The organism is Sporomusa intestinalis (assembly GCF_055383785.1).
This window is the reverse complement of record NZ_AP042390.1, coordinates 3,700,302-3,723,991: the sequence shown is the minus strand read 5'-3', so window position 1 is coordinate 3,723,991 and position 23,690 is coordinate 3,700,302. Positions and strand designations below refer to the sequence as shown.

Sequence of the window (23,690 nt, the reverse complement as noted above, 5' to 3'; positions counted from 1 at the left end):
GCATTGCTGGACACTATTTTAACAGCTTTATATCGCTTTATATTGTATTTTCTTGCTATTGAACGATAGCCATTCTGAGTCTGGCAAGCCCCTGTGCCATTTCTGCCGGGGCGAGGTGAGCCTATCCTAAGATAATCTGGCCGAGGTGCCGGCCCGTCCGTATGGCGAGATTTTTTACCAGGATAACATACATGCGCTGCTTTTAATCGGTATCCTAATTTTTCATTTGGGGGGGAAATGCTGATGCCAGCCTGCATTATACGAAAACTATACCTTGAGGAACTGATTCTAGCCGCTGCGGTGATACGGCAGAGTTTTGCCACTGTTGCGAATGACCTGGGCTTGACCAGAGAGAATTGTCCGACTAATGGCGCCTTTATTCAGCTGGAGCACCTTTATTCGGACTGGAACAAAGGCAACGGCATGTATGGTTTTTTTAAACAAGGTCATTTAATTGGGTTCATGGAATTGGAACAAAAAAACACTGCCGTATACCTATTAAAAAAATTGGCGGTGTTGCCGCAGGAGAGGCATCAAGGTTATGGTGCCTTACTGCTGGCATTTGCCCGTCAAGCCATTACCGAACTGGGCGGGAGTAAAATAACGATTGGTATCATTGCAGAAAATACCCGGTTAAAGGATTGGTATTTGGAGCAGGGGTTTATTAGCACTGGAACGAAGGCTTATCCCCATTTACCGTTTTTAGTCGGATTTATGGAGTTAACATTATAGAGCCCGGGCCACCTGCCGCCACTCGTCTGCCCCGGTGGCAACCGCCGTTTATTTCCCTGACGCGGCCGTTTATTTTATCGAAAGCTGAGAAGCATTCTGCACTCTATCAGGTGCTGTATGCTTTTGGCAGGCTTTTTTTATTACCAGCATTTCGTAAATATTTAACTGAAAAAGCTTTTTATGATTCATGAATGAGGCCGGAGGTTTCGATATGCTCAAGGTAAATCACATCTTAAAACAAGAATATCAGCTGGATGTTCTGCGTATTACGCCACAAACCGGCGGCTGGGCGTCGCTCGCCTTCAAGGTGGAAGCCCTTCAAGGCGTATATTTTCTCAAGGCTTATGAAAAAAGCAGAGCCTCCACGCCAAAGTGGACAGCTCTGATCGACGAGTATGTTCCGGTTATAGCCTGGCTGAATACGACTGCCTTACAAGGCAGGATCATTCAGCCTGTGCAGACCGCTAACAGGCAAAACAAGTGTGCAGACGAGCAGTGCATCTATATGCTTTTCGCCTATATTGACGGCGTTACCATTGGCCGCGCCCGGCTTGCGCCCGGCCAGGTTGACCAGCTCGCCCGAATTTTGGCCGAACTGCATACATTCGGCGCGGATATACCGGTAGCAACAGTGCACCTCAAAGAGGAGCTTCACCTGCCATTTTGCGGGCAGGTGGCCGATTTCTTAAACAATCAGCTCGTGGCGTGTCAGCATGATATAAAATACGTTGTGGAGCCATACCGGGAAGAAATCATGGCACGCGTTTTTCAGGTGGAAGAACTAGCTTCCCGCTTGCAGGCCTCAGGGTTACCGTATGTGTTGTGCCATACCGATATACACCACTGGAATCTTATGGCGACAAAACGGGGACTGGTTCTGCTCGACTGGGAAGGGCTGAAACTTGCCCCGCCTGAAGCGGATTTCGCATTGTTGACGCAGGCCCCGTATTTTAACCGGTTGCTGGACATTTATCGCGAAACCCACAGCCGCTATATAATCAATCCTGACACGCTGCAATTCTATAAAATCAGACGCAGCCTGGAGGATATTTGGGAGTTTATGGAGCAGTTGCTGTATGACGGGCAGGAGGAGAAAGCCAGGACGGAAACCCTGGAGTACCTGAAAGGTGAGTTAAGTTCTTTGGTTAAATAGCGAACAAGAGGAACTGCGCCTAACCCGGCTTGCTGTGTATTAGGACGGCCAAAGGGAACTGAGCTGGGCAGGATATAATATATTAGTCCTTCTGTATGACGGCTTACGATGAGCGCCACAGCCCCCGGTGGCTGCACATCGTAAGCCTGTTTGGTTTTTATAGCCAGGGCGACAAGCCTGGCAAAAAGTATCTTATTTTTTTATAACCGGAATCCAAATCTCACTTTTATAATCCGGGCGGCTGGTATCTTTACTTTCATTCCAGAGTATTTCCGGCCCGCCGGTTAACTCATAGCCGGATGTGGGAAACCACTCGGAATAAATTCTGGCCCAGACAGCCTGCAACACGTTAGGAAACTCCCCCATTGCCGTAAACACCGCCCAAGTACCTGCAGCAACGGGTAAAATCTGCCAACGTGCCGGGACCTGTTTAGTGGTCGCAACACCAATGTACTGGTCCAGCAGTGTGCCTTCGGCTCTGTCTTCGGTAAAGTTAGCGGATACACATAATATGCCTTGGGGTTCCACATTGGCAAGCTGCTTTAACTCGATAAAATCGTTTTCCGTCAGTTTTGTCCACATAGCATCCATTTGGGGATTGATGCCTTCATACATCAGGGTGATTTGTTTTTTTAGGCCGGCGATTTGGAAGGCCTCCTTGTCCACGATTCGATAATCCATTACATTTCCTCCTGTAATAATTAATTGAAAAGTCATTGGCGGGAATGCTTTTAGACTACTATCACTTTTTCTGGCTGCCGTCGGCGTGACACCGTGTAATGCTTGAAAAGCTCTTGTGAATGAATCCGGTGAATCATATCCATATTTGATGGCAAGGTCAATGACTTTTATATTGCGGTTACGGATTTCCAATGCGGCTAAGGTAAGCCGGCGGCGGCGAATATATTCGCTAAGGGTAAAGCCGGCTAGGAAGGAAAACATCCTCTTAAAATGGTATTCTGAGCAACAGGCAAGCCGGGCTGCTTTTTGATAATCAATTTCCCCGGCTAAATTCGCCTCAATATAATTCATTGCCAGATTCATCTGTTTCAGTGCATCCATACGTATGACCTCCTCTCTTTTGCATTGTATCAAAAACGAAGATGATCTATCCGACATTAGTGGGACTGGTTTTGCATGGTGCGGGATACCCGGTTGTTAGTCCCGCAATGTAAACAACTGTACCAAAGTGTGCCAAAAATGTGACAGTTCGCTACACACCTGTACTGCTTGTTTGCAGTCGGCGGTTGCTCGACAAGCCGCAGCGATCTCCGCCAATAGCGAATCCTGCTGCTTTTTAGCGATGGAAAGCCGGGATGAAAAAGGAAGTTTGTTTCTGGCACAATAATTGCAAAAGTCTACTATTAGTATTAGTCCTATAGATATCATAAGCATTAATAAACGGAGGGCGATATATGGGGTATTTGGATACTGCACAAGAGGTGTACCGCAAAGCGGCCTTAACACCTCAGGCTGGTTTATGTTGTGTTAGCAGCCAGGAGCGGTTTTTGCCGGGGCTGGCTGTTCCCGGCATAATGCAGGCGATGAATTATGGTTGCGGCACAACCGTTCATTTTGGCGATTTGCGCCCGGAAGAAACTATTCTCTACATTGGTGTGGGCGGAGGCTTGGAGGCCCTGCAATTTGCTTATTTTACCCGGCGGCCCGAGGCTGTTGTTGCCGTGGATAAAGTTCCGGAAATGCTGGAAAAAGCCAGGGGAAATTTTAACCTTGCGGTAAAAATGAATGATTGGTTCCAGCTGGATTTCATTAAGCTGGTCCAAGGGGATGCCCTTAATCTGCCTGTAGCAGCGGGCAGCGTGGATGTTGCCGCCCAGAACTGTCTGTTTAACATCTTCGAAGAAGCTGATTTAACGCAGGCCCTGGCGGAAATGCACCGCGTATTAAAAGCGGGGGGGAGACTCTATATATCCGATCCTATTACTAACAAACCGATTCCTGAGAAATTGCGGCAAGATGAACGGCTGCGGGCGATGTGCCTTGCGGGGGCTTTGCGCTATCAAGAATATCTGGATCAGGTTAGCGGTGCCGGCTTTGGCACCATAGAGATTCGACAGCGGCGGCCTTTCCGGGTGCTGGACAGAGAACGGTATGGGCTGACCGAGCCTATTTTTTTAGAATCAATTGATATTGTCGCCTATAAGGTTCCTGTACCTGCCGGCGGAGCCCGGGTGTTTGCCGGGGAAACCATTATTTATTTTGGCAAAGAGCGCTTAAGAGATGAAGCAGGCTTTATTATTCCCCGTGACATTCCTCATCCGGTGTGTCAAAAAACCGCAGATTATTTTCGTAAGCTAAATCGCTGTGATATGGTTGTGACTGCGCCGACATACCACTACAACGGTCCAGGCTGGAGCTGCTGCTAACAGGCCGGCGGAAACAGTCAACCGGTGGGGTGGAAAATATGTCAGCAGCTAAAATTATTGTTATAAGCGCGCTGCTGAAAAATGAGTAGGAGATGATAGGGTGTGGAATATTCCCGTGATTTTATTGGTGAATTTTTAGGAACCTTTTTGCTGGTTCTGTTTGGGTGCGGGTCTGTTGCGGTGTCGGTTCTCTTCAATTCCCACAGCGGTTTATTTCAAATCGCATTGATTTGGGGTGTCGGGGTTAGCCTGGCGATTTATGCCACCAGGAACTTATCCTGTGCCCACCTTAATCCAGCAGTAACAGTCGCCATGGTGGCAAGTAAAAGAATGGCGCTGAAAAAAATGCCGGTCTATCTTATCGCCCAATTTATAGGGGCGTTTTTCGCCGGCCTCATGTTGTACTTTTTATTTAATCCCTTTATTGTCACCTTGGAGAAGGCACAGCAGATTGTGCGCGGTACGCCTGAATCTATGAAAGTGGCGAAAATGTTTGGCGAATATTATCAGTTGCCCGGCAGCGAAACCGTTATTTCCATGCCGCTGGCCAGCGGGGCCGAAGCGATTGGGACTTTTTTGCTGGTGCTTATGATATTTTCGCTTACGGAAGGCTGCAATCTCGGTCGGCCTGATGACAATGTAGCGCCCTTATTTATTGGCTTATCTGTGAGTTCCGTCATTTGCTTAGTCGCACCCTTAACCCAGGCGGGGTTAAATCCCGCCCGTGATTTCGGCCCTCGTCTGGTGGCCTGGATCTTTGGCTGGGGCAATGCGGCCTTTCCCGACCAAGCCGGTGGCTTCTTCTTCGTGTACATTCTTGCTCCCATAATGGGGGCGCTGGCAGCAGGGCTGCTTTTCACCCGGGTATTGGAGCCGCTCATGAAAAAATCAGCCTGCCAATGCAGCTAAGAAAGATAAGCTTTAAATAGAGTATTAAATAAAGGAAGGCGAATGGTTATGAAAACAAAGCTAATTTTAGTCGGCGGATTCCTTGGCGCCGGTAAAACAACACTGTTGGGAGAGGCCGCCGGCAGACTCAGTCAGGCAGGCAACCAAGTCGGCTTGATTACCAATGATCAGGCATCCGAATTGGTAGACACCGTATTTCTTGAATATACAAACGCGCTGGTTTCAGAAGTGAGCGGGAGCTGCTTTTGCTGCAACTTTCCGGGGTTCACCGCAGCGATTGCCGATATTACTGAAAAAAAGGCGGTAGATGTTATTATTGCCGAACCGGTTGGCAGTTGTACCGATCTGTCGGCGACCATATTGCAGCCGCTGAAAGACAAGTTTGCCGATACATTACGGGTTGCGCCGCTGTCTGTGCTTGTCGATCCTCAACAACTAATTCATCTTCTTGACGGGAGCGTGGCAGGACTGCATCCGAGTGCGGTTTATATTCTCCGGAAGCAGCTGGAAGAGGCGGATTTTATTATTATCAATAAGTCAGACCTGTTAAGTCCGGCAACAGCCGCAGCCTTGCAAAAACGCACCGCTGCAGAATGGCCTTGGGCTAACGTCTATGTCATCAGTGCCCAAAGCGGGGCCGGCCTGGAAAACTGGTTGAACGATGTGCTGCAGTCTGCTGCCGCCGGGAAGCATCTAGCCGAGGTAGACTATGATATTTACGCCGAAGGCGAGGCCGTTCTCGGCTGGCTTAACACCACTGTCCACCTGCAGAGCCAATCGGCAGACTGGGATCGTTACGCCAATCAATTGCTGCAGGCATTGAAACAGCGCTTTGCCGGGCTGCCAGCTGCGGTCGGTCATGTGAAATTGCTTGTAAAAACAGGCAGCGGCTTTGTGATTGGCAATATTACAGGCCCGGATAACCTGATCCAGGTGCGTGGCTCTGCCGGCGAAGGTCAAAAAGCGACAATGACGCTGAATGCCCGGGCCCAGATGGAGCCGGAACCACTGAAAGCTATTGTGTTAGAGGAAATTTCCAAAGCCGGCGGGAGTGCTGTGATGGCAGAATTCGCCGCATTAAAATGCCTAAAGCCGGGACGTCCTAATCCGACTTACCGCTACAATCAAATCATCGCGCCAAGTTGCTGAATAAATCAGGTTGCAAGAGGTGCAACGAGAATGCGTAAATTTAGTATTAAGAAAAAATTTAATAATTGTCCTTGCACGGGAGCGAATCTGGAAAAATTAATCCATCCGGCCACTCTCACTCTGTTGGCAGATGAGGAGCTGCACGGCTACAGCATTGTGCAAAAACTGCAGGCTACCTGCATGTTTCAAGGCAAAAAGCCTGATCCCTCAGGCGTTTACCGGTGCTTAAAACAAATGGAGCAGGGCGGGTATGTTACCGCCGTGTGGGATGTGTCCAATTCAGGGCCGGCCAAAAGACTGTATCGAATAACGGATGATGGGCTGGACTGTCTTAAAACCTGGATCAACACACTGGAGGACTACAGATATTCGATCGGTTTGTTCTTGGATTTTGCCAGAGGCAGGATCCAGAATAGTTTGCATAGCAGGGACTAATTGTTTTCGTCTATCACCAACATGCCGTTGTGGTCAAACTGCCAGTCCGCACTATAAGCGACTTCCCAGTAGTAGCCGTCAGGGTCTTGAAAATATCCGCTATAGCCACCCCAGAAAACCTTTACCGGTTTCTTGGCAATTATACCGCCGGCGGCGGCAACGGCCGCCATAAACTGATCAACCTCCGCTGTGGATTTCAGGTTGATCGCCAGGGTGATTCCACAAAATCCGCCTGTATTAAGGGGTGGTGGATTTTTTTCATTGATGTCCTTCGCTAAACTGTCAAGGGGGTATAATTCCAATTTCGTTCCCTGATTGTCAAAGAAAACAATTTGCGGATTGTTTTCTTTTGCATATGTCTTAAAGCCTATGTCTTTATAAAACTGCAGGGATTTTTCCATATTCCTGACGCCAAGACATATCAGATTGATGCGATTCATATAAGCGGGCCTCCTTTCTTTATTTTCTTTATTTTACCACAACAACTGGCTGCTCGCCCTTTCGCATGATATCGCTGCAAGCAGACGTTCCAAACCGGATAAGCCGGAACAAGCGGACAAATACTGAAACCGGACAGCCCGGTGCCGCCGCGGCAGCCCTGCGGGACTAGCGTATTCCGCAGGGCCTGCATGAAAACGTCAGGGTGAGTGGCTCGTCCAAGCTACGACCTGCTCTTTCGTTTCGGCGACCGCCGTGAGTGCTTGGGCCTGGCTCTTATAAGGTCCAGTTCGTACTTTGCTGCTGAAGCTCAACCATATGGCGATATAAGCCATCCTGCTTCAGCAGCTCAGCCGGTCTGCCCTGCTGAACGACACCGCCGTCGGCCAAAACGACGATTTTATCCGCGTTGGCAACCGTCCGCAGCCGGTGGGCAATAACCAAAACCGTTTTATTTTTAATAAGTTCTGTCAAGGCGGCCTGAATTTTTGTTTCGTTTTCCACATCCAACGAGGCGGTAGCTTCGTCTAATAAAATGACGGGCGCGTTTTTCAGAATCGCCCGGGCGATCGAGACACGCTGCCGTTCTCCGCCTGACAAGAGCGAGCCGTTTTCGCCAATGACCGTATGGTATCCCCGCGGCAGGCGCGCTGTGAACTCATCGCACCTAGCCAGTCTGGCCGCCGCTTTTACTTCCTCATCGGTGGCGGACAGCCTTCCCAGGCGGATGTTTTCCAGGACCGTGTCATTAAATAAAATGACATCCTGAAAAACAATGGCGTAATTTTCCAGCAGGGCTTCCGGATCGATTGTCGTTATATCCCGGCCGCCCAGGGTAATCTTGCCGGCTGTTGCATCCCAAAACCGGGCCGCCAGTTTGGCGGCCGTACTTTTGCCGCCGCCGGAGGGGCCTATCAGCGCGGTTACTTCCCCTTGTTTGGCTACGAACGAAACAGCTTTTAAAACCGGCTCGCCCGTATGATAGGAAAATGCGACATGGTCGAAGGCGATGTCGCAGCCCTGCAGGGTATACTGTTTTTCACCCTGCTGGACAGGCTGGGCTTTCATTGCCTGCATTCTTTTCATGGGGATCTGAACCATGAAAATCTCGGCAATATTGGCCAGTGTTCCCGCGAGGGGATCGTATAATCTTGAGGCCGCAATCAAAAAAATCAGGTAGGTCAGCAAGTCTGTTTTTCCGGCCATTAATAAAGCGCCGCCTACCAGCACCACTGAGGCCAGGCCAAGCCGGAGAACGGCCTGGGCACTGGTTACAAGGGTGCCTGTAATCAGTTCGGCCTGGATCTGCGCCTGCTCGGCGGCATTGAGTTTTCTGTCCAGGTCCGCCAGATAACGCTCCTTCATACCGCAGGCTTTTATATCCTGCATGGTTTCCAGACACTCCTGAATCCCGTCGGCGCAGGCTCTTTTGGCTTGATAGTGAGTAAGCTCGGCCTTGTTCTGCAGATATTTTGAGCCGACAATCAGCAGTAAGGCGGCGGGAATAACCCATAATACAGCCAGGCCCAGCCGCCAGTCGGCATAAAGCAGCCCGGCTGTAAGCAGCAGTGTGGACAGGATCGCTCCCAATAACTGGGGAATAGCATGGGAAAAAGCATGTTCCAGTGTTGTGCAGTCGCCCATAATTGTATTCGTCAGATCCGCCAGGTCTCTTTTGCCGAAAAAAGATAAGGGAAGCTGACGCAGTTTCTCGGCCAGCGCAATTCTCCTGGCGGCGCTTTCCTCATAGGTAGCCAGGAACACGCTGGAATACTGCAGAAAATGGCAAAGGTATAACACCAGAAACGTGGCGATTGCAAGCACCACATACATTATGGGCTGAGGGGCCGGTGCATATAGCCCCGCCAGGGGGGGCAGCAGCTCAGCCAGCAGCAGGATAAACAGGCCGGCCGGCAGCATCAGGCTGAGATTCACCAGCGCACTGTATAAACTGCCTTTGCATAAATCCCGGGCGCCTTTTTCGCTGAGAGCAAATTGAGTCTGCAAAAAGTTAAGCATATTCTGTCGTCCTCCCCACCTTCCAGGCAATGGCTGTCTGGTATTCCCGCCACATACCGGCATACACGCCCTGCTGCTGCAGTAATTGATCGTGCGTGCCTTGCTCTACAATCGAGCCCTTTTGCAGCACGACGATGGCATCGACGTTTTTAACCGAAGACAGGCGATGGGCGATCATTAGTACGGTTTTCCCCTGCGTCAGGTGTTTAAGGGCTTGCTGGATCTGATACTCGTTTTCCGGATCGGCGAAAGCAGTCGCTTCATCCAAAACGATAATCGGCGCATCTTTTAAAATAGCCCTCGCCAACGCAATCCGCTGCTGTTCCCCACCTGACAGATACACGCCGCCTGCTCCCACGACCGTATCCAAGGCCTGCGGCAGCTTGGCCAGAATATCATCGCACCGGGCCAGACGGGCCGCGTGCAGCACGTCTTCCCGGCTGGCTTCCGGTTTGGCGGCGCGGATATTATCCAGCAGACTGGCTTTAAAGAGCCTGGTGTTTTGGAAAACAAAGGCGATTTGCCGCATCAGGTCTGCTTCCGGGAAATCCCTGACATCGATGCCGCCGATTTTTACCCTGCCCTCATCTACATCCCAAAAGCGCGGCACCAGGCTGGCCAACGTGGTTTTCCCTCCGCCGGAAGAACCGACCAGCGCGTAGGTCTTCCCCGGCGGCAGCGTAAGATTGACTTGGTCAACAGCCGGCTGGGGATTGCCGGGATAGGTAAACGTTACATTTTCGAAACAAATGCCCGTATCCTGCAGGGGGCCGGCCCCGCTGCCGGCGGGAAGGGTTTGCGCCCGGGTGATGGCATATATCCGGCCAACTGCTTCCCTGGCCGCCATGATGCTTTCCCCCACATACATGATTTTTCCCAGCATGGTGGCGCATACGGGGACAAACAGCATGTAAAAAATAAGATCCAGGAGAAAGCTTTTGTAGTCAGGGGCGGTTAAGAGCAGCAACAGGCCGGCCGGGATCAACAGCAAGGACGGTGCGTTAATTGTCAGCATAAAACCGACCAGCGGGACCCGGCAGGAGAGGGAAAAATCCGCAGCAAACTGCCAGTAGCTCGTAATTGCCGCGTGGAAATTCTTAAAAGAGTAAACGGTTTGCTGAAAGGTCTTTACAACCGGAATACCTCTTACATATTCCACCGCAGCGGTATTCATTTCTTCCAGGGCGTTCATATAGCGGTTCATGGCCGCGGCGTTTTTGCTGCCCACCAGCTGCCGCAAAAACAACAGGCTGAGCAATGCCGGAACCAGGCAAACCAGCCCCAGGCGCCAGTCAAAGACCAGGAAAACGGCCAAAATCGCCAGCGGCATAATGACGGCGCCGGCCAAATCCGGCAACTGATGAGCTAAGAAAGCATGGGTCAAGCCGGCATTATCATCAATGATTTTGCGCAGTTTGCCACTGGTATTGGCCGTAAAATACCCCAGCGGCAAATGTACCAGGGTATGCAGCGCCGCCTGCCGCATATTTTTTTCCACGCGGAAGGCAGCCAGATGGGAGCACAGCAGCGCGGCGAAATAAAAAGCAATGCTGGCAAAGGCAAATTCCACCGCCAGCCAGCCAAACCGAACCAGGTCCACTGCCTGGGAAAAATCCGGCAATACGTTAAGCAGCTCGCGGATGACAAACCAGAGGCAGAGGAACGGGCCAAGCGACAGTACGGAGCTAACGCCTGACAACAGCCAGGATACTACCAGCAGGAGCCGGTAACTCCCGGCAAATGCGAACAGTCTGGCAAACAAGGAATCTTTTTGATTATCCACGGTTATCCCTCCTAACTGTAAAAAAGCGGCAAACATAAGGCGAATAGGTGTAAAAATCTTTTTGTTTCTACTGGCTGCCAATAAAAATAGAAACCGGCTGCAAGGCTGCAGCTGATTTCTATTGTAAAGAAGATAGGGGGAAACGAATACTCCATATAAACGGTGTTCGCTCCATTTGGTTAACGTGATCTGCGGTAAACGGAAGGGGACACCTGCATAACAGATTTAAAGGCGCTGGCAAATTTGCTGGCGTTTTCATAGCCGACATTGCCGGCAATCACAGTGACGCTGTCCTGGGTCTGCAGCAGCATGGCCGCTGCCGCCTGCATGCGGTAGGCGCGGATATACGCATAGATGGACATGCCGTAAACCGCTTTAAAACAGGAATTCATGGCCGAGAGTGAAATTTCGAAACGTTTGGACAGTTCCTCCAGCGTAAAATGATCTGCTATATGCCGGGTTAGCAATTGTTTGATTTCCTTGATTTTGTTTACCTGGTTTTTAGGAAAATACGGACGCTCTTCCCACTGCTCGGAAACGTCAAGGGCACTGAGAAACAGCAGCAATTCCAGCACCTTTAGTTTGAAATAGCCGTACTTTATTGACGCAGGTACGGTATAGAGCTCCGAAAAGATATGCTGGATGGACTCTTGGGCCCGGAGGATAAGGCAGCGCTCGCCGGCACACAGTTTAGTGCGCAGCCCGTATAAATCAATTGAAATATCCTTTAGTACGGTGGAAATCATATGGGCCGCGACTTCCAGCTCGATCCAGATGGAAACGCCGCGATAATGCTCCAGCGGGAAGGCGGCATGGGTGATCCGGTTATTCATTACCGGATTGACGGCAAGATCGCCTTCGCTCAAATAGGCGTACATACCGTTGGCAAACTCGCACTCAAACCGGCCTTCCCGGCAATGATTGATTTCCAGTATATCGGTTATATCCTGGTCCGGAATCAGGTGGTCCGGGCATTTATCTGTATAAAAATCGTTGTAAGTCAGCCTGATGCCGGGAAAAACCTGATAACTGGTGATGCGTCCCGGTGCGCCGGCATTTTTTAGTTCGTAAACAATACAGTGATCCGACTGCCGGCTGATGATAACATCATCAGCATAATATAAGAAATTATTTTGCCGGTGTTCCATAACAAAATCCCCGCTTATTGATAATAATAATCAATTATATTATACCTAACAAAATGTTTTTGTAAAAGACAGAAAAAGCCCCTCTCGGGGCTGACTGCAAAAGGATATGCGTTTGGCGGACTGTTGCCAAGGTATCCGGCTGGAGCGGATAGGCAGGGGCTTTACGCCAGAAAGACGTAGCCTCTTTTTTTTACTGTTCTGATATATTTTTTGGTATCATTTTCTTCCAGTTTTTTGCGCAGGTTGCTCACATGGACCATGACGGTGCGGGCGTCGCCCAGACTTTCGTTTTGCCAGACCTGTTCATAGATTTCCGTAGAGGGAAGGGGCTGGCGGGGATGCTTCATCATATATAACAAAATGTCAAATTCAATCGGTGATAGCAGAATTTCCCGCTGATTTTTGTAAACGGCGCACTTTTTTACATCGACCACCAGGTCCCTGGCGCACAATTCAGCAGCCGGAGCCGAAGCAGAGCGGCGCTCCAGTTCCACCCGGCGCAGCGTGGTTGCCACGCGGGCCACTAATTCTTTGGGATAAAACGGTTTGCGGATGTAGTCATCACCGCCGACAGTGAGGGCCTGCAAAATTTGCTCCTCCGCATCGATACAACTGATGAACAGAATCGGACAGGAACTGGTGCTGCGTATCCGCCGGCAAAGGTCGGTTCCGTTCAGGGCAGGCAGCATAATATCCAGTATCATTAAATCAAAGTCGATGCTCGCAGCTTTCTCCAGGGCTGCGGCGCTGTCGGCGGCAGTGAATACGCGATAGCCGGCATTGCTCAGATACAAGCTTACAATCTCGACAATATCCGGATCATCATCGACGACAAGAATGGTGTAATTTTTCATGGCAAGCGGTTACGGCGGGCAACCTTTCACCACCTTTCCCCCGGTTTGGGTATTTTCTTTATTTTACCATGTTCCCGCCGGTAAAAAAAGGAGTGGCAATAGTAGTGTGACAACCAAACGTAAAAAATAATGTGGTCAAGGCACCGGCATTTTGGTATGGTATAAACAGACAGAGCGCGGATGAGGAGTTATGACCATGAAAAATCTGCTGGTAATGACCGGGCTGTGCTTGGCATTTATCCTGGGCTTCGGCTCACAAGTTTCCGGGAGTCCGGCTGGCCTGGAGATAAAAAGCGAAAAGGCCGATATCCGGCTGTGGCTGTTTACGGAGGAGGAACAAACGTGGATTAAGGCGCAGCAGGACCGGGTATTTTATGTGGGGGTAGCTCAGGACTATATCCCCATTGAATATCTGGACGATAGTGGCCGCCCCCGGGGGATGGGCATTGAGCTGCTCAAGAAGGTGCAGCAGCTGACAGGACTTACGTTTATGCTGTATCCAAACAGCAAGAATGAAACCTGGGAAGAAATTCTGCACAGCACCGCCGCCCGGCGGATTGATGTGCTGTCGACCGTATCTTTTACGCAGGGGCGCGAGGAATACCTGGAGTTTTCCCTGCCTTATATGGAAACGACCCAGGTTATTGTCGGCGATAAAGAGGCAACACAGCTGGTCAGGGATGCTGCCAGGATTAAGGACAGCACCTTTGCCGTACCCAAGGGGTACTGGTTTTGGGATATCATTGCCAGGGAGATTCCCCAGGCCGGCATCATTGAGGTGGAAAATATGGAAGAGGCCCTGCAGTATGTGGCCGAAAAAAAAGCAGACTATACGGTCTGCGAAACTCCGGTATTCACTTATTATAAAGAGCAGGGACTGTACAAAGACATAAAGATAGTGGGTGAACTGGGGGAAAAGAATCAGATTTTTATTGGCGCCAGAAAAGATCATGGGCAATTAATTCCCATAATCAACAAAGTAATTCAACACATCAATTATGATGAAATTTATGAAGCCTCAATGGTAATTCCGCAAAACAACCGGGCCGAAAAACGGCTGCTTGCGCTCGCCGTCCTGCTGGGGAGCCTGTTGCTTATTGCCGTATATTTCCTCTGCCGGACCTTTCGCAAACTGATCCGGTCGAAAAAAGCAGCCGAACAGGCCAACCGTGACAAAACCCAGCTGATAGCCAGTATCTCGCATGACCTGCGGACCCCGCTGACGGTGATCCTGGGGTATGCCCAGGCTCTGACGGAAGGCCAGGTGAAAACAGAGGACGATAAAGCCCGGTATATTCGGAAAATAAGCGAAAAAGTCAAGTATTTAAGCGCCATCGTGGATGATTTCTTTTTGTTGGCCAGACTGGAAGACAATAATCTGGTGCTTAACCGGGAACCGGTGCGAATAGACTGCTTCCTGCAACAAATCGTCGAAGATGCGGAACTGAAAGCGGCGGCTAAACAAATCGAAGTTTTCCTGACTGTGGCCGCGGGAGCTGCTGTCTGCAAAACGGTGGATGCCGTCAAATTGTACCGGGCGGTCGAAAACATTATGACCAATGCGATTGCCTATACCGGCAAAGGCGGCCGGATTGAAGTGTCCGCCGTGCCTGCGGGGCAGGGCAAAGTGGAGATTGCCATCAAAGACAACGGGCCGGGTATTGAGCCGGCGGATATTCCCCACATTTTCGACCGATACTACAAAGGACAGCATGCGAAAAAAGAATCTATCGGTTTAGGTTTGTACATTGCCCGGGAAATGCTGCATAAACATCAGGGGGAAATCCGGGTCGAAAGTAAACTGGGCGGCGGGAGTATTTTTTATCTGCTATTTTAGGTATACAGCTTATTACAAAAAAATATGAAAAATATAGCAGGAGTTTTGATTCTGGCAACAAAATACTATAAATAAGCCATAAAATAAATGTTCTTATTGACGAACTCTGTTCATTGCAAAGAACGAATTGGGGGTCTTTTATGAAAGCGTATAACAAGATTAATGAAGCGGTATTAGTTTCCTTACGAGCCATTGCGGGTGAAAAAAATGTCGTAACCGACGCTGACAAGCTGGTGACTTACAGTCAGGATGAAGTAACGGACAGCCGTTATCAGCATTTGCCGGAGGCGGCTGTGTTTCCGGAAACGGCCGAACAAGTCGCTGAAATTATAAAACTGGCGAACCGGGAGCTGATTCCGGTTACGCCGCGCGGGGCCGGCACCGGCCTGGCGGCCGGGGCTGCGCCTATATATGGCGGGATTGTGCTAAGCCTGGAAAAAATGAACAAAATCCTGGAGGTTAATGCCGAAAACATGTACATGGTAGTAGAAGCCGGGGTTAAAACCCAGGATGTGCAAACGGCAGCCAAAGAAGCCGGCCTGCTCTACGCCGGCGACCCGTCCAGCGGGGATAACTGCTTTATCGGCGGGAATATTGCAACAAATGCCGGTGGAAATAAAGCGATTAAGTATGGGACTACCCGTCAGCAGGTCTATGCGATTGAAATCGTAACCCCCACCGGTGAAATAACCGAACTGGGGGGATTACTCAATAAAAGCACTTCCGGCTATTCTCTGGAACAGTTAGTAATCGGCTCGGAAGGTACGCTGGGAATTATTACGAAAGCTACGCTGAAATTAATACCGCTGCCGCAACACAAAATGGATTTGCTGGCCGTATTTCCCGATGCGGAAGCAGCGATCGGCACCGTGTTTAAACTTCTGAAAGCGGGTATTGATCCTACTTCCCTGGAGTATATGGATAATGGCGCCGTTAATATATGTGCCAGATATTTGAAGGAGAGCCTTCCCCACCAGCAAGACGGCAATTATCTCATCATTACCATCGAAACCAACGACGAAGACGCGCTGGATGACAAAGCCGTTCAAATTGATGAGATCTGTAATGCCAACGGCGCAATTGCCACGCTGGTGCCTGACTCCAAGAAAATCTGGGCGGCCCGTAAGGCCTTTGGCGATGCCGTCCGGGAAGAAAGCTACATTCATAGTTCGGAGGATATGGTGGTTCCGGTTAAGCACCTGCCGCACGCCATGAAAGAAATCGCCGCTATTTGCGCCAAACATTCGGCTGTCAGCCGGACTGTTGCCCACGCCGGTGACGGCAATATTCACTTGAATATTTTGCAGGGGGATATACCGGCCGAAGCATGGCCCACCAAGATAGACGAAATTTTGGAGGAGCTCTTGGCTTTTACCTACCGTATCGGCGGCAAGATGTCCGGCGAACACGGCATCGGCTCCAAGCGAGCCAAATGGATGCACAAATTCGCCGATCCGGTGCAGCTTAAAATGATGCAGTCTATCAAAAAGGCTGTTGACCCTAATCTTATTTTAAATCCGGGCACGGTCTTCCTGGTTGAGTGATAGGAGGCACGTCTTACAAGCAATAATACCCGCACCGCGCAGTGGCTTTACAGGCCAGCGTGGAATATGCTGTGCTGGGAAGTATCCGGCACAGCTTTTTTTTCTGAAAAAGCGGTTGTATAAATTTTCGCGATTAAAATAGTATCTGAAAATAAAGAAAATATATTGACTGATTTCGGCAAAAGTGGTAAATTTAAATAAATCACATATGAAAACTTAGTTCATATATGTGTACCTTGCGATAGATGCAGCTAGTTAGATTGTAGCTGCATCTATCGCAAGGTACATGAAGTGTGTTCTGTATATTGAACGTAATTCATGTATAAGAATAATGTGATATGGGCTTGGGAGGTTGTTATATGTTTAAGCCAGCCGGGATTTATGCGGCCATGCTGACGCCGTTTAAAACTGACGGCGACATCAATGAAGCAGTACTGAGGCACATGATCGATTTTATGATTGCCAAGGGGCTGCACGGGGTATTTCCGATCAGTTCAGTAGGTGAATTTGTCCACCTGTCGCTAGAGCAGTGTTATCGTTTTATGGAGGTAGTCGTTGAGCAGGCCCGGGGAAAGATTGCCGTCATCCCGGGGGTCAGTTCGACCTGTGCGGAGAATTCGATTAAGCTAACGCGCAAGGCAGAGGCGTTAGGCTGTGATGGTGTGGTGATTTGCCCGCCCTATTATTATCCCATTAGCCAGGAAAGTATGGAAAAGCATTTTGAACTGGTGGCCGGGGCTACCAGACTGCCGGTTATTTTATACAACATACCGCTGTTTGCCGCGCCTATTTCGGCCGATGTTGTCCAAAGGCTAAGCCGGCGCGCCAATATCGTGGGGATGAAAGACTCAAGCGGCAGTATGGTGGACCTGATGCACTATATGGACAAGGTCCGGCGTACCGGTGCCGATTTAAGTTTTCTGGTCGGCAGGGAAGAAATACTGGCGCCGGCTTTGTCTGCAGGCGCCTGCGGCTGTATGACGGCAAGCGCGGGGATTATCCCCGAAATCATGGTAGGGATTTGGGAGGCCTGGCAGGCCGGCGACTATGGGAAAGCCAACCGCACGCAGCAGGCTATGCTGCCGCTTATCAGAGCCATGTTTGCGGCGCCATTCCCGGTTGGCTTCAAGGCAGCCCTGGAAATGCGCGGCTTCGCGATGGGACCGTATAAGCAGCCTTTGTCCGCCGGCGAGGAGGAAAAGCTGCAGGGGGTAAAAGCGGGAATAGCAGCTGCTTTGCAAGCGGTACTTACCTTTATTCAACAGGAAGGTTTAGATAAAACTGAATAAGCGTGAGTGCAGAAGGGGGTTGGTTGGTCAGCAGACATAGTGGTTGGCATGCCGCTTGAGCGTTGTTACTATCATTTTAAGGCGAACGGTTGGTCAGTATTTTGTATACATAGGCGCTAATATGCTGGTAGTTATATGACCATTCCTCGTCACATATTCCAGTTGTCGCAGCCGTAGCGGCCAATAAAGCTCGGGAATTCTAACAGCCAAAAAACTTTATTGGTCAGGGAGGTATTTTACGAATGGAATCTTTAACCACAAGGCAGCAGCTCGCAAATTTGGCAATGGACAAAGCCCAGAAAAAACTAGTACCCTTTATCCTGCTTATGTACGTATTGGCGTTTTTAGACAGAGCCAACATTGGCTTTGCCAAGCAAGAGTTTCAGGTAAGCACCGGCATTAGTGACGCGGCCTTTGCGCTGGGCGCCGGGATATTTTTCCTCGGCTACGCAGTGTTCGAGGTTCCGAGCAATATTATTATGCACCATATCGGCGCCAGAATGTGGCTGGCCAGGATTATGATTACCTGGGGTATTGTTGCCGCCGGGTTTGCTTTTGTGACAACAGAAATGCAGTTTTTGGTACTCCGCGTATTGCTCGGTATTTGTGAAGCAGGCTTTTTTCCCGGAATTATCTACTACTTGACTTACTGGTTTACTGCCAGCAGGCGCAGTACGGTTATGGGGCTGTTTTACTTTGGCGCGCCGCTGTCCTTTATCATTGGCTCGCCCTTGTCCGGCCTGCTTATGGAGATGGATGGAATCCTTGGCTTTACCGGCTGGCAGTGGATGTTTGCCGTAGAAGGCCTTATGGCTACAGCGGTCGGTATTTGGGCGCTGTCTTACCTTGTTGACCGGCCGGAAAAGGCCAGCTTTATTCCGGAAGAAGAGAAGCAAAGCCTTGTTGCCGAACTCGCAGCAGAAAACGCTCAGAAACCGGCAGGCCATGTCAGCGCCTGGCAGGCGCTTGCCAATCCGAAGGTCTTGTATCTTTGCGCCATCTACTTCATGATTCAAATCAGCGTCTATGGCGTTACCTTCTATCTGCCCACGCAGGTGGCCGGTTTATTAGGGAAAAAAGTCGGTCTGTTGGTGGGGTTTGTCAGTGCGATTCCCTGGGTATGTACCTTAATGGCCAATGCTACCATTCCGCGTTATTCTGACAGATCAGGCAAACGGGGTATTCTCGCCGCTGGCCTGATGACTTTGGCCGGCCTGGGGGTTATTTTCTCGGCCACCGGTTCGCCGCTAATTGGCATAGCTGCCTTATGTGTTGCTTCAGCGGGATATTTTTCCTGTCAGCCCGTATTCTGGACGATGCCGACCCGGTTTTTAAGCGGGGTGGCGGCTGCAAGCGCAATCGCCCTGATCAACTCAATCGGCAATCTCGGCGGTTTTGTGGCTCCTAACCTGCGGGTGTGGGCGGAACAGACCTTCCACAGTCCTGCCGCCGGTTTATATGTATTAGGGGTGGCATCCTTTGTCGGGGCCATATTGTTCCTGCTTTCCATTCCGCTGGGGATTGGCAGCAATACCAAGCCGGCTGTGCCCGCCGACCCCGCCACGGGCGGCCCGCGGCACACTGTGTAGTACTACATGCACGGCAGCCCTTTCTTATCTGCCGGCCGGGAATAGGCGGGTCTCCTGTTCCAGTGGATAATTTAACTGAATTTTAAGATTTGACAGATAACGTATAGCGAAAGAGTTCGCAATTAATAAGAGGAGCAGTGAACATGAGTAAGTCTCAGGCAATTGTGATGAAAGCCAGCGATAATGTGGCGACAGCGACCCAGGAGCTTTTGCCGGCAACAGATATAAAAGTACAGGTTAACGGCACTGTGGTTGCTGTTCATGTCAGGGAAACCATTCCTTTTGGCCATAAGGTGGCTATCCGGAAAATCGCAGCCGGCGAAAAAATTATTAAATATGGTGAAGTGATTGGTGAAGCGACAACAGACATTCAGCCGGGGCAGCACACGCATGTGCATAATCTGGGCGGCTGCCGCGGCCGCGGTGATTTGTAAATCAGAGCCGCCACCAGGAGGGATTAACCATCACAGGAGGGAATAGATATGGAGTTTATGGGATATCGCCGGCCGGACGGAGCGGTCGGCATTCGTAATCATGTATTGGTTATACCTACCGTGGTATGTGCAAATCAGGTAGCCAGAGGAATTTCCCAGGCTGTAAAAGGCAGTGTGTGGGTGGAGCACCAGCATGGCTGTTCCCAACTGGCGCCGGATGCTGCGCAAACAGCACGGGTATGTGTGGGCCACGGTACAAATCCCAACGTATATGGTGTGGTTGTCGTCGGTTTGGGCTGCGAGGTGGTGCGGGCGCAGGATGTGGCGGCGGAAATAAAGAAGCAATGCCCGTATAAGCCGGTGCATTGTGTAATTATTCAGGACGCGGGCGGTTCTTATAAAGCCATTGCCGAGGGCTCTGTGGCGGCGCACCGGCTGGTTGAACAAGCTTCCAGCCTGGCCCGTGAGCCGTTTCCCGTGTCAGAGCTGATTCTGGGAACCGAGTGCGGCGGCTCCGACGCCTGTTCCGGCCTTTCCGCCAATCCGGCCCTGGGGGCGGCCAGCGATTTACTGGTGGATGCCGGCGGCACGTCCATTATTTCGGAAACGCCGGAACTTATCGGGGCTGAGCATATTCTTGCCGGCCGGGCTGTCAGCCAAGAGGTGGCTGACCGGTGCATTGCCACCATCAAGGCTTTTGAAGACAACGCGAACGCGATTGGCGTTGATATGCGCGGCGGCAATCCCACGCCGGGCAATATTGCCGGCGGTTTGTCCTCGATCGAGGAAAAGTCACTGGGGTGTGTTTATAAAGGCGGCACCAGGCCGTTGGTGGATGTTATCGGTTATGCCCGGAAAATTACCAAGAAGGGCCTGATTTATATGGATACGCCCGGTAATGATATTGAGCAATTAACCGGGATGGCGGCCGGCGGCTGTCATATATGCATTTTTACTACCGGCCGCGGGACACCGACCGGTTCGGCCATTGTCCCGACAATAAAAGTGGCATCCAACACAGCGATGTATACTAGACTGACAGACAACATGGATATCAATGCCGGCACGATAGTTGACGGCGACGAGACTATACAGCAGGTAGGCCAGCGCATTTTAGCCGAAATGATCCGGGTGGCCTCCGGCAAACTGACTAAAGCCGAAATTCTGGGGCATAACGATTTTGGCATTCAGCGGATTGGCCCGACTTTGTAGATTTTGCTTAGAGTAAGGGGCGGATTAACTGCGCCGGTTTACCATACGAACCGGTGCAGTTAATCTGTACGATAAGCCGATGTTGGCAGGTTGCAGCCGAAAGTTCCGGTGCTTCCTTGCCCTTTGCCATTTTGTCTCGCCCTAAAAAACTAAAATATAACATGGCCAAGACACTCGCTGTTGACAGGAAAAGAAACTTTCCTGTAAAATCAGTCTTAAATGCAGCACGCAAACCCAGCGGAATTATGTTTGCGTGTTACTATGGGCGTGTTTTTAAAATGTAAGAACAACCCCAAGCGAGAGTGGAGGACTTATGAACAAAAACAAACCGGCAATTGTTAAATCGGCGTCGCGGGCCCTGGATATAATCGAATTTGTTGTGAAGAATCCCAAACCGCCTACTTTTAGCGCCATATTGGATTATATGGACATTCCCAAGAGTTCGCTTTCCTATTTGCTGCAGGACCTGCTGAACCGTGAATATCTCCAGATCGACAATGAGACAAGGGTATACTATCCCGGACTTAAACTGATTCAGGTAAGTGCCGCCTGCATCAATAACACAAATGTTTCCCAGGAAATATGGCAGGGAATTAAGCTGCTCAGTGACGCCCTGGGGGGAGAAACAGCCCATGCGGCTATTTTGGAAGGGCGCTATGCCGTTTACATTGCCAAATGCCAGGGGACAAAAGATCTTAGTGCCGTTTCCAATATTGGTTTTAGAATTCCTGCCCACACCACCGGTGTCGGGAAGGTATTGCTGTCATCATTAAGCGAGGAAGAATTGGCAGCCAGGCTGGCCAATGTCGAACTGGAACGGTATACGGAAAAAACGATAGTTTCTTATCCGGAGATAGTCGCAGCGTTGAAAGTGGTCGCTGAGCAAGGATATGCGATTGACAATCAGGAGATTATTCCCGGCGGGGTTTGCGTAGCGGCGCCGATATATGACAAAACGCACAAAATGATTGCGGCCATAAGTGCCACTGTGCCGGCTATGCGCTTGACGGATGACCTCTTGCAGGAACTGATCAGGAAAGTTAAAGCGGCCGGCGTCAATATATCCATGCGCTTGGGGAAAGTATAGTGATAACTTGAAAAAATTGATAAAATAGCTTTGCCAGAGGCAGGAAAACTGCCAGCAATGTAGTATGTAATTATTAGTAAATATTTTAATGAACTAAGTTCATGAATAAGAACAAAAAATGGCCTGCTCTAACGCGGCTTCTGGTTGTGACATGAGAAGAATCACCTGCAAGAGACCCAGCACCTACTGGCCTTATGAAAGCAGATCTTACTGAATCAGTTAGCGGCCTTCGCCTCGTCTTGCAAAAAAATCCCCGTAAATTATTTACGCTTTCAATGTAGTCGGAGCACACCAGGCAGGTAAAGATTGTTCTCGATATTGAACAAAGTTCAAAAACAAGAACAAAAAGCAATGAAAAACCATTGCTAATTAGGGGAGGTGGCGAAAATAGGCATCATTCAGGAGCTTTTAGCTGATATACCTATACCGAAAATGGTTAAAGTCTGTCAAACCTTCGTTGCGCCTGCATTAACCGATGTAGTCGGAACTTTGCGGGCCGAGTTTCTCAAACCGGGTGTCGGCGACCGCGTGTTGCCGGGCATGCGGATTGCTGTCGCTGTTGGCAGCCGGGGCGTTGCCGAAATTCCGGCGATAACCCGGGCGACGGTGGAGGAAATAAAAAAACGGGGCGGCAAGCCTTTTGTAGTTCCTGCCATGGGCAGTCACGGCGGCGCGACAGCTGCGGGGCAAAGGCAGGTGCTGGCTGAACTGGGGGTCACGGAAGCGGCTGCCGGCTGTCCGATTATATCCTCCATGGAGGTGGTGGAGGTGGGCAAACTGGCCAACGGGCTTGCTGTTTTAATCGACAAACAGGCGTACGAGGCCGACGGCATTGTGGTCATAAACCGGGTCAAGCCTCACACCGCCTATCGCGGACCCTGCGAGAGCGGACTGGCCAAAATGCTTACTATTGGTTTGGGAAAACAAAAAGGCGCCGACTCCTGTCATGCCTACAGCTTCAAGCATATGGCCGAGCATGTTGTCGCCATGGCAAAAATCAAGATCGAGAGAACCCCGGTATTGTTTGGTATTGCGACAGTGGAGAATGCCTATGACAAGGTAGCCAAGCTGGTAGCCGTGCCGGCGGCCGAGATCATTGCCGTGGATCAGCAACTGCTGCAGGAAGCCAAGGCCAGCATGCCCCGGATCCTGTTTGACCAGATTGATGTGCTGATTGTCGACCGGATTGGCAAGGAAATATCCGGTGACGGTATGGATCCGAATATTACCGGCCGGTATTCCACTCCCTACGCCAGCGGCGGGCCGGAGGTCGCCAAGCTGGTGGTGCTGGATTTAACGCCGCAGACTCACGGCAATGCCAATGGGATGGGCACCGCTGATTTCACGACCCGCAAGCTGTTTAATAAAATTGATTTTGCCAGCACCTACGCCAATTGTCTGACATCGACCATTGCCATTCCCGCCCGGATTCCCCTTATTATGGAGACCGATAAGGAAGCCGTTTTGGCGGCCATTAAGACCTGTAATGCCCGCGACCTGGCAAAAGTAAAAGTAGTAAGAATTAAAGACACGCTGCATCTGGGCGAGATCTATATTTCCGCAGCCTTGCTGGCGGAAGCCGGGGCTAATCGGGCCGTTAAAATCGGCGGTGAACCGGCGCCCATGCAATTCGACGGCAGCGACAACCTGCTTTGGTGACTGGAACGCAAGCTGCAGATAAAGGAGAGTGT

The 23,690-nt window shown here is 50.4% G+C and carries 20 protein-coding genes; 14 read left to right on the top strand and 6 right to left on the bottom strand.

The window, feature by feature from the left end:
• Positions 1-243 precede the first annotated feature (243 nt).
• Both ACZ481_RS17540 and ACZ481_RS17535 read left to right on the top strand, forming a co-directional pair.
• Positions 244-732 carry a GNAT family N-acetyltransferase gene (locus ACZ481_RS17540; RefSeq protein ID WP_464766641.1) on the top strand — a complete coding sequence of 163 codons (489 nt, stop codon included), beginning with the start codon at positions 244-246 and terminating at the stop codon, positions 730-732.
• Positions 733-943: 211 nt separating this feature from the next.
• Positions 944-1,885 (top strand): phosphotransferase, encoded by a 942-nt coding sequence (locus tag ACZ481_RS17535; protein ID WP_464766640.1) that lies wholly within the window; start codon positions 944-946, stop codon positions 1,883-1,885.
• Between the two features lie 192 nt (positions 1,886-2,077).
• On the opposite strand, the gene ACZ481_RS17530 is transcribed toward ACZ481_RS17535, so the two are convergent.
• The gene (locus tag ACZ481_RS17530; RefSeq protein WP_464766639.1) at positions 2,078-2,947 is read right to left on the bottom strand and encodes an AraC family transcriptional regulator; all 870 of its coding nucleotides are present in this window, start codon (positions 2,945-2,947) and stop codon (positions 2,078-2,080) included.
• 353 nt (positions 2,948-3,300) lie between these two features.
• On the opposite strand from ACZ481_RS17530, the gene arsM reads away from it, so the two are divergent.
• The 4 genes from arsM (at position 3,301) to ACZ481_RS17510 (ending at position 6,765) form a co-directional block, all read left to right on the top strand.
• Positions 3,301-4,272 (top strand): arsenosugar biosynthesis arsenite methyltransferase ArsM, encoded by a 972-nt coding sequence (arsM, locus tag ACZ481_RS17525; protein ID WP_464766638.1) that lies wholly within the window; start codon positions 3,301-3,303, stop codon positions 4,270-4,272.
• Between the two features lie 102 nt (positions 4,273-4,374).
• Positions 4,375-5,181, top strand: a complete 807-nt coding sequence (locus tag ACZ481_RS17520; RefSeq protein WP_464766637.1) for an MIP/aquaporin family protein — start codon at positions 4,375-4,377, stop codon at positions 5,179-5,181.
• A gap of 48 nt (positions 5,182-5,229) precedes the next feature.
• Entirely contained in the window at positions 5,230-6,330 is a 1,101-nt protein-coding gene (locus ACZ481_RS17515; RefSeq protein ID WP_464766636.1) for a GTP-binding protein, read from the top strand.
• A gap of 30 nt (positions 6,331-6,360) precedes the next feature.
• Positions 6,361-6,765, top strand: coding sequence for a PadR family transcriptional regulator (locus ACZ481_RS17510; protein WP_464766635.1), 405 nt, complete (start codon positions 6,361-6,363; stop codon positions 6,763-6,765).
• Here the strand turns inward: ACZ481_RS17510 and ACZ481_RS17505 are convergent.
• The 5 genes from ACZ481_RS17505 to ACZ481_RS17485 form a co-directional block, all read right to left on the bottom strand.
• The gene (locus tag ACZ481_RS17505) at positions 6,762-7,205 is read right to left on the bottom strand and encodes a VOC family protein (protein WP_464766634.1); all 444 of its coding nucleotides are present in this window, start codon (positions 7,203-7,205) and stop codon (positions 6,762-6,764) included. The two genes, ACZ481_RS17510 and ACZ481_RS17505, sit on opposite strands and share 4 nt — an antisense overlap.
• A gap of 274 nt (positions 7,206-7,479) precedes the next feature.
• Complete coding sequence (locus ACZ481_RS17500; protein ID WP_464766633.1) at positions 7,480-9,222, bottom strand: ABC transporter ATP-binding protein; 1,743 nt, start codon at positions 9,220-9,222, stop codon at positions 7,480-7,482.
• Positions 9,215-11,005 (bottom strand): ABC transporter ATP-binding protein, encoded by a 1,791-nt coding sequence (locus ACZ481_RS17495; RefSeq protein ID WP_464766632.1) that lies wholly within the window; start codon positions 11,003-11,005, stop codon positions 9,215-9,217. The genes ACZ481_RS17500 and ACZ481_RS17495 overlap by 8 nt, the downstream gene beginning before the upstream one ends.
• Before the next feature lie 179 nt (positions 11,006-11,184).
• A complete protein-coding gene (locus ACZ481_RS17490; protein WP_464766631.1) occupies positions 11,185-12,153 on the bottom strand; it encodes a helix-turn-helix domain-containing protein in 969 nt (322 codons plus the stop codon).
• Between the two features lie 161 nt (positions 12,154-12,314).
• Positions 12,315-13,007: a response regulator transcription factor gene (locus ACZ481_RS17485; RefSeq protein WP_464766630.1), complete on the bottom strand. Its 693-nt coding sequence runs from the start codon at positions 13,005-13,007 to the stop codon at positions 12,315-12,317.
• Positions 13,008-13,203: 196 nt separating this feature from the next.
• Between ACZ481_RS17485 and ACZ481_RS17480 the strand changes: the two genes are divergently transcribed.
• From ACZ481_RS17480 to ACZ481_RS17445, 8 genes are all read left to right on the top strand, one after another.
• A complete protein-coding gene (locus ACZ481_RS17480; protein ID WP_464766629.1) occupies positions 13,204-14,844 on the top strand; it encodes an ATP-binding protein in 1,641 nt (546 codons plus the stop codon).
• A gap of 140 nt (positions 14,845-14,984) precedes the next feature.
• Entirely contained in the window at positions 14,985-16,388 is a 1,404-nt protein-coding gene (locus ACZ481_RS17475; RefSeq protein ID WP_464766628.1) for an FAD-binding oxidoreductase, read from the top strand.
• Between the two features lie 359 nt (positions 16,389-16,747).
• A complete protein-coding gene (locus ACZ481_RS17470; protein WP_464766627.1) occupies positions 16,748-17,677 on the top strand; it encodes a dihydrodipicolinate synthase family protein in 930 nt (309 codons plus the stop codon).
• Between the two features lie 242 nt (positions 17,678-17,919).
• Positions 17,920-19,266, top strand: coding sequence for an MFS transporter (locus ACZ481_RS17465; RefSeq protein ID WP_464766626.1), 1,347 nt, complete (start codon positions 17,920-17,922; stop codon positions 19,264-19,266).
• A gap of 143 nt (positions 19,267-19,409) precedes the next feature.
• On the top strand, positions 19,410-19,700 hold the full coding sequence (locus tag ACZ481_RS17460; RefSeq protein ID WP_464766625.1) for a UxaA family hydrolase: 291 nt from the start codon (positions 19,410-19,412) through the stop codon (positions 19,698-19,700).
• 48 nt (positions 19,701-19,748) lie between these two features.
• Positions 19,749-20,912 carry a UxaA family hydrolase gene (locus ACZ481_RS17455; protein ID WP_464766624.1) on the top strand — a complete coding sequence of 388 codons (1,164 nt, stop codon included), beginning with the start codon at positions 19,749-19,751 and terminating at the stop codon, positions 20,910-20,912.
• Positions 20,913-21,225: 313 nt separating this feature from the next.
• Positions 21,226-21,999: an IclR family transcriptional regulator gene (locus ACZ481_RS17450; RefSeq protein ID WP_464766623.1), complete on the top strand. Its 774-nt coding sequence runs from the start codon at positions 21,226-21,228 to the stop codon at positions 21,997-21,999.
• A 387-nt stretch (positions 22,000-22,386) separates the two neighbouring features.
• Entirely contained in the window at positions 22,387-23,658 is a 1,272-nt protein-coding gene (locus ACZ481_RS17445) for a nickel pincer cofactor-dependent isomerase, group 22 (protein WP_464770652.1), read from the top strand.
• The last annotated feature ends 32 nt before the right edge of the window (positions 23,659-23,690 follow it).

What these genes read in the sequence shown, in the direction of transcription:
- ACZ481_RS17535 (WP_464766640.1), top strand. Translation starts at nt 944, where the DNA reads ATGCTCAAGGTAAATCACATCTTAAAACAAGAATATCAGCTGGATGTT.
- ACZ481_RS17540 (WP_464766641.1), top strand. Translation starts at nt 244, where the DNA reads ATGCCAGCCTGCATTATACGAAAACTATACCTTGAGGAACTGATTCTA.
- ACZ481_RS17470 (WP_464766627.1), top strand. Translation starts at nt 16,748, where the DNA reads ATGTTTAAGCCAGCCGGGATTTATGCGGCCATGCTGACGCCGTTTAAA.
- arsM (WP_464766638.1), top strand. Translation starts at nt 3,301, where the DNA reads ATGGGGTATTTGGATACTGCACAAGAGGTGTACCGCAAAGCGGCCTTA.
- ACZ481_RS17475 (WP_464766628.1), top strand. Translation starts at nt 14,985, where the DNA reads ATGAAAGCGTATAACAAGATTAATGAAGCGGTATTAGTTTCCTTACGA.
- ACZ481_RS17465 (WP_464766626.1), top strand. Translation starts at nt 17,920, where the DNA reads ATGGAATCTTTAACCACAAGGCAGCAGCTCGCAAATTTGGCAATGGAC.
- ACZ481_RS17515 (WP_464766636.1), top strand. Translation starts at nt 5,230, where the DNA reads ATGAAAACAAAGCTAATTTTAGTCGGCGGATTCCTTGGCGCCGGTAAA.
- ACZ481_RS17455 (WP_464766624.1), top strand. Translation starts at nt 19,749, where the DNA reads ATGGAGTTTATGGGATATCGCCGGCCGGACGGAGCGGTCGGCATTCGT.
- ACZ481_RS17490 (WP_464766631.1), bottom strand. Translation starts at nt 12,153, where the DNA reads ATGGAACACCGGCAAAATAATTTCTTATATTATGCTGATGATGTTATC.
- ACZ481_RS17485 (WP_464766630.1), bottom strand. Translation starts at nt 13,007, where the DNA reads ATGAAAAATTACACCATTCTTGTCGTCGATGATGATCCGGATATTGTC.
- ACZ481_RS17480 (WP_464766629.1), top strand. Translation starts at nt 13,204, where the DNA reads ATGAAAAATCTGCTGGTAATGACCGGGCTGTGCTTGGCATTTATCCTG.
- ACZ481_RS17530 (WP_464766639.1), bottom strand. Translation starts at nt 2,947, where the DNA reads ATGGATGCACTGAAACAGATGAATCTGGCAATGAATTATATTGAGGCG.
- ACZ481_RS17500 (WP_464766633.1), bottom strand. Translation starts at nt 9,222, where the DNA reads ATGCTTAACTTTTTGCAGACTCAATTTGCTCTCAGCGAAAAAGGCGCC.
- ACZ481_RS17510 (WP_464766635.1), top strand. Translation starts at nt 6,361, where the DNA reads ATGCGTAAATTTAGTATTAAGAAAAAATTTAATAATTGTCCTTGCACG.
- ACZ481_RS17505 (WP_464766634.1), bottom strand. Translation starts at nt 7,205, where the DNA reads ATGAATCGCATCAATCTGATATGTCTTGGCGTCAGGAATATGGAAAAA.
- ACZ481_RS17460 (WP_464766625.1), top strand. Translation starts at nt 19,410, where the DNA reads ATGAGTAAGTCTCAGGCAATTGTGATGAAAGCCAGCGATAATGTGGCG.
- ACZ481_RS17450 (WP_464766623.1), top strand. Translation starts at nt 21,226, where the DNA reads ATGAACAAAAACAAACCGGCAATTGTTAAATCGGCGTCGCGGGCCCTG.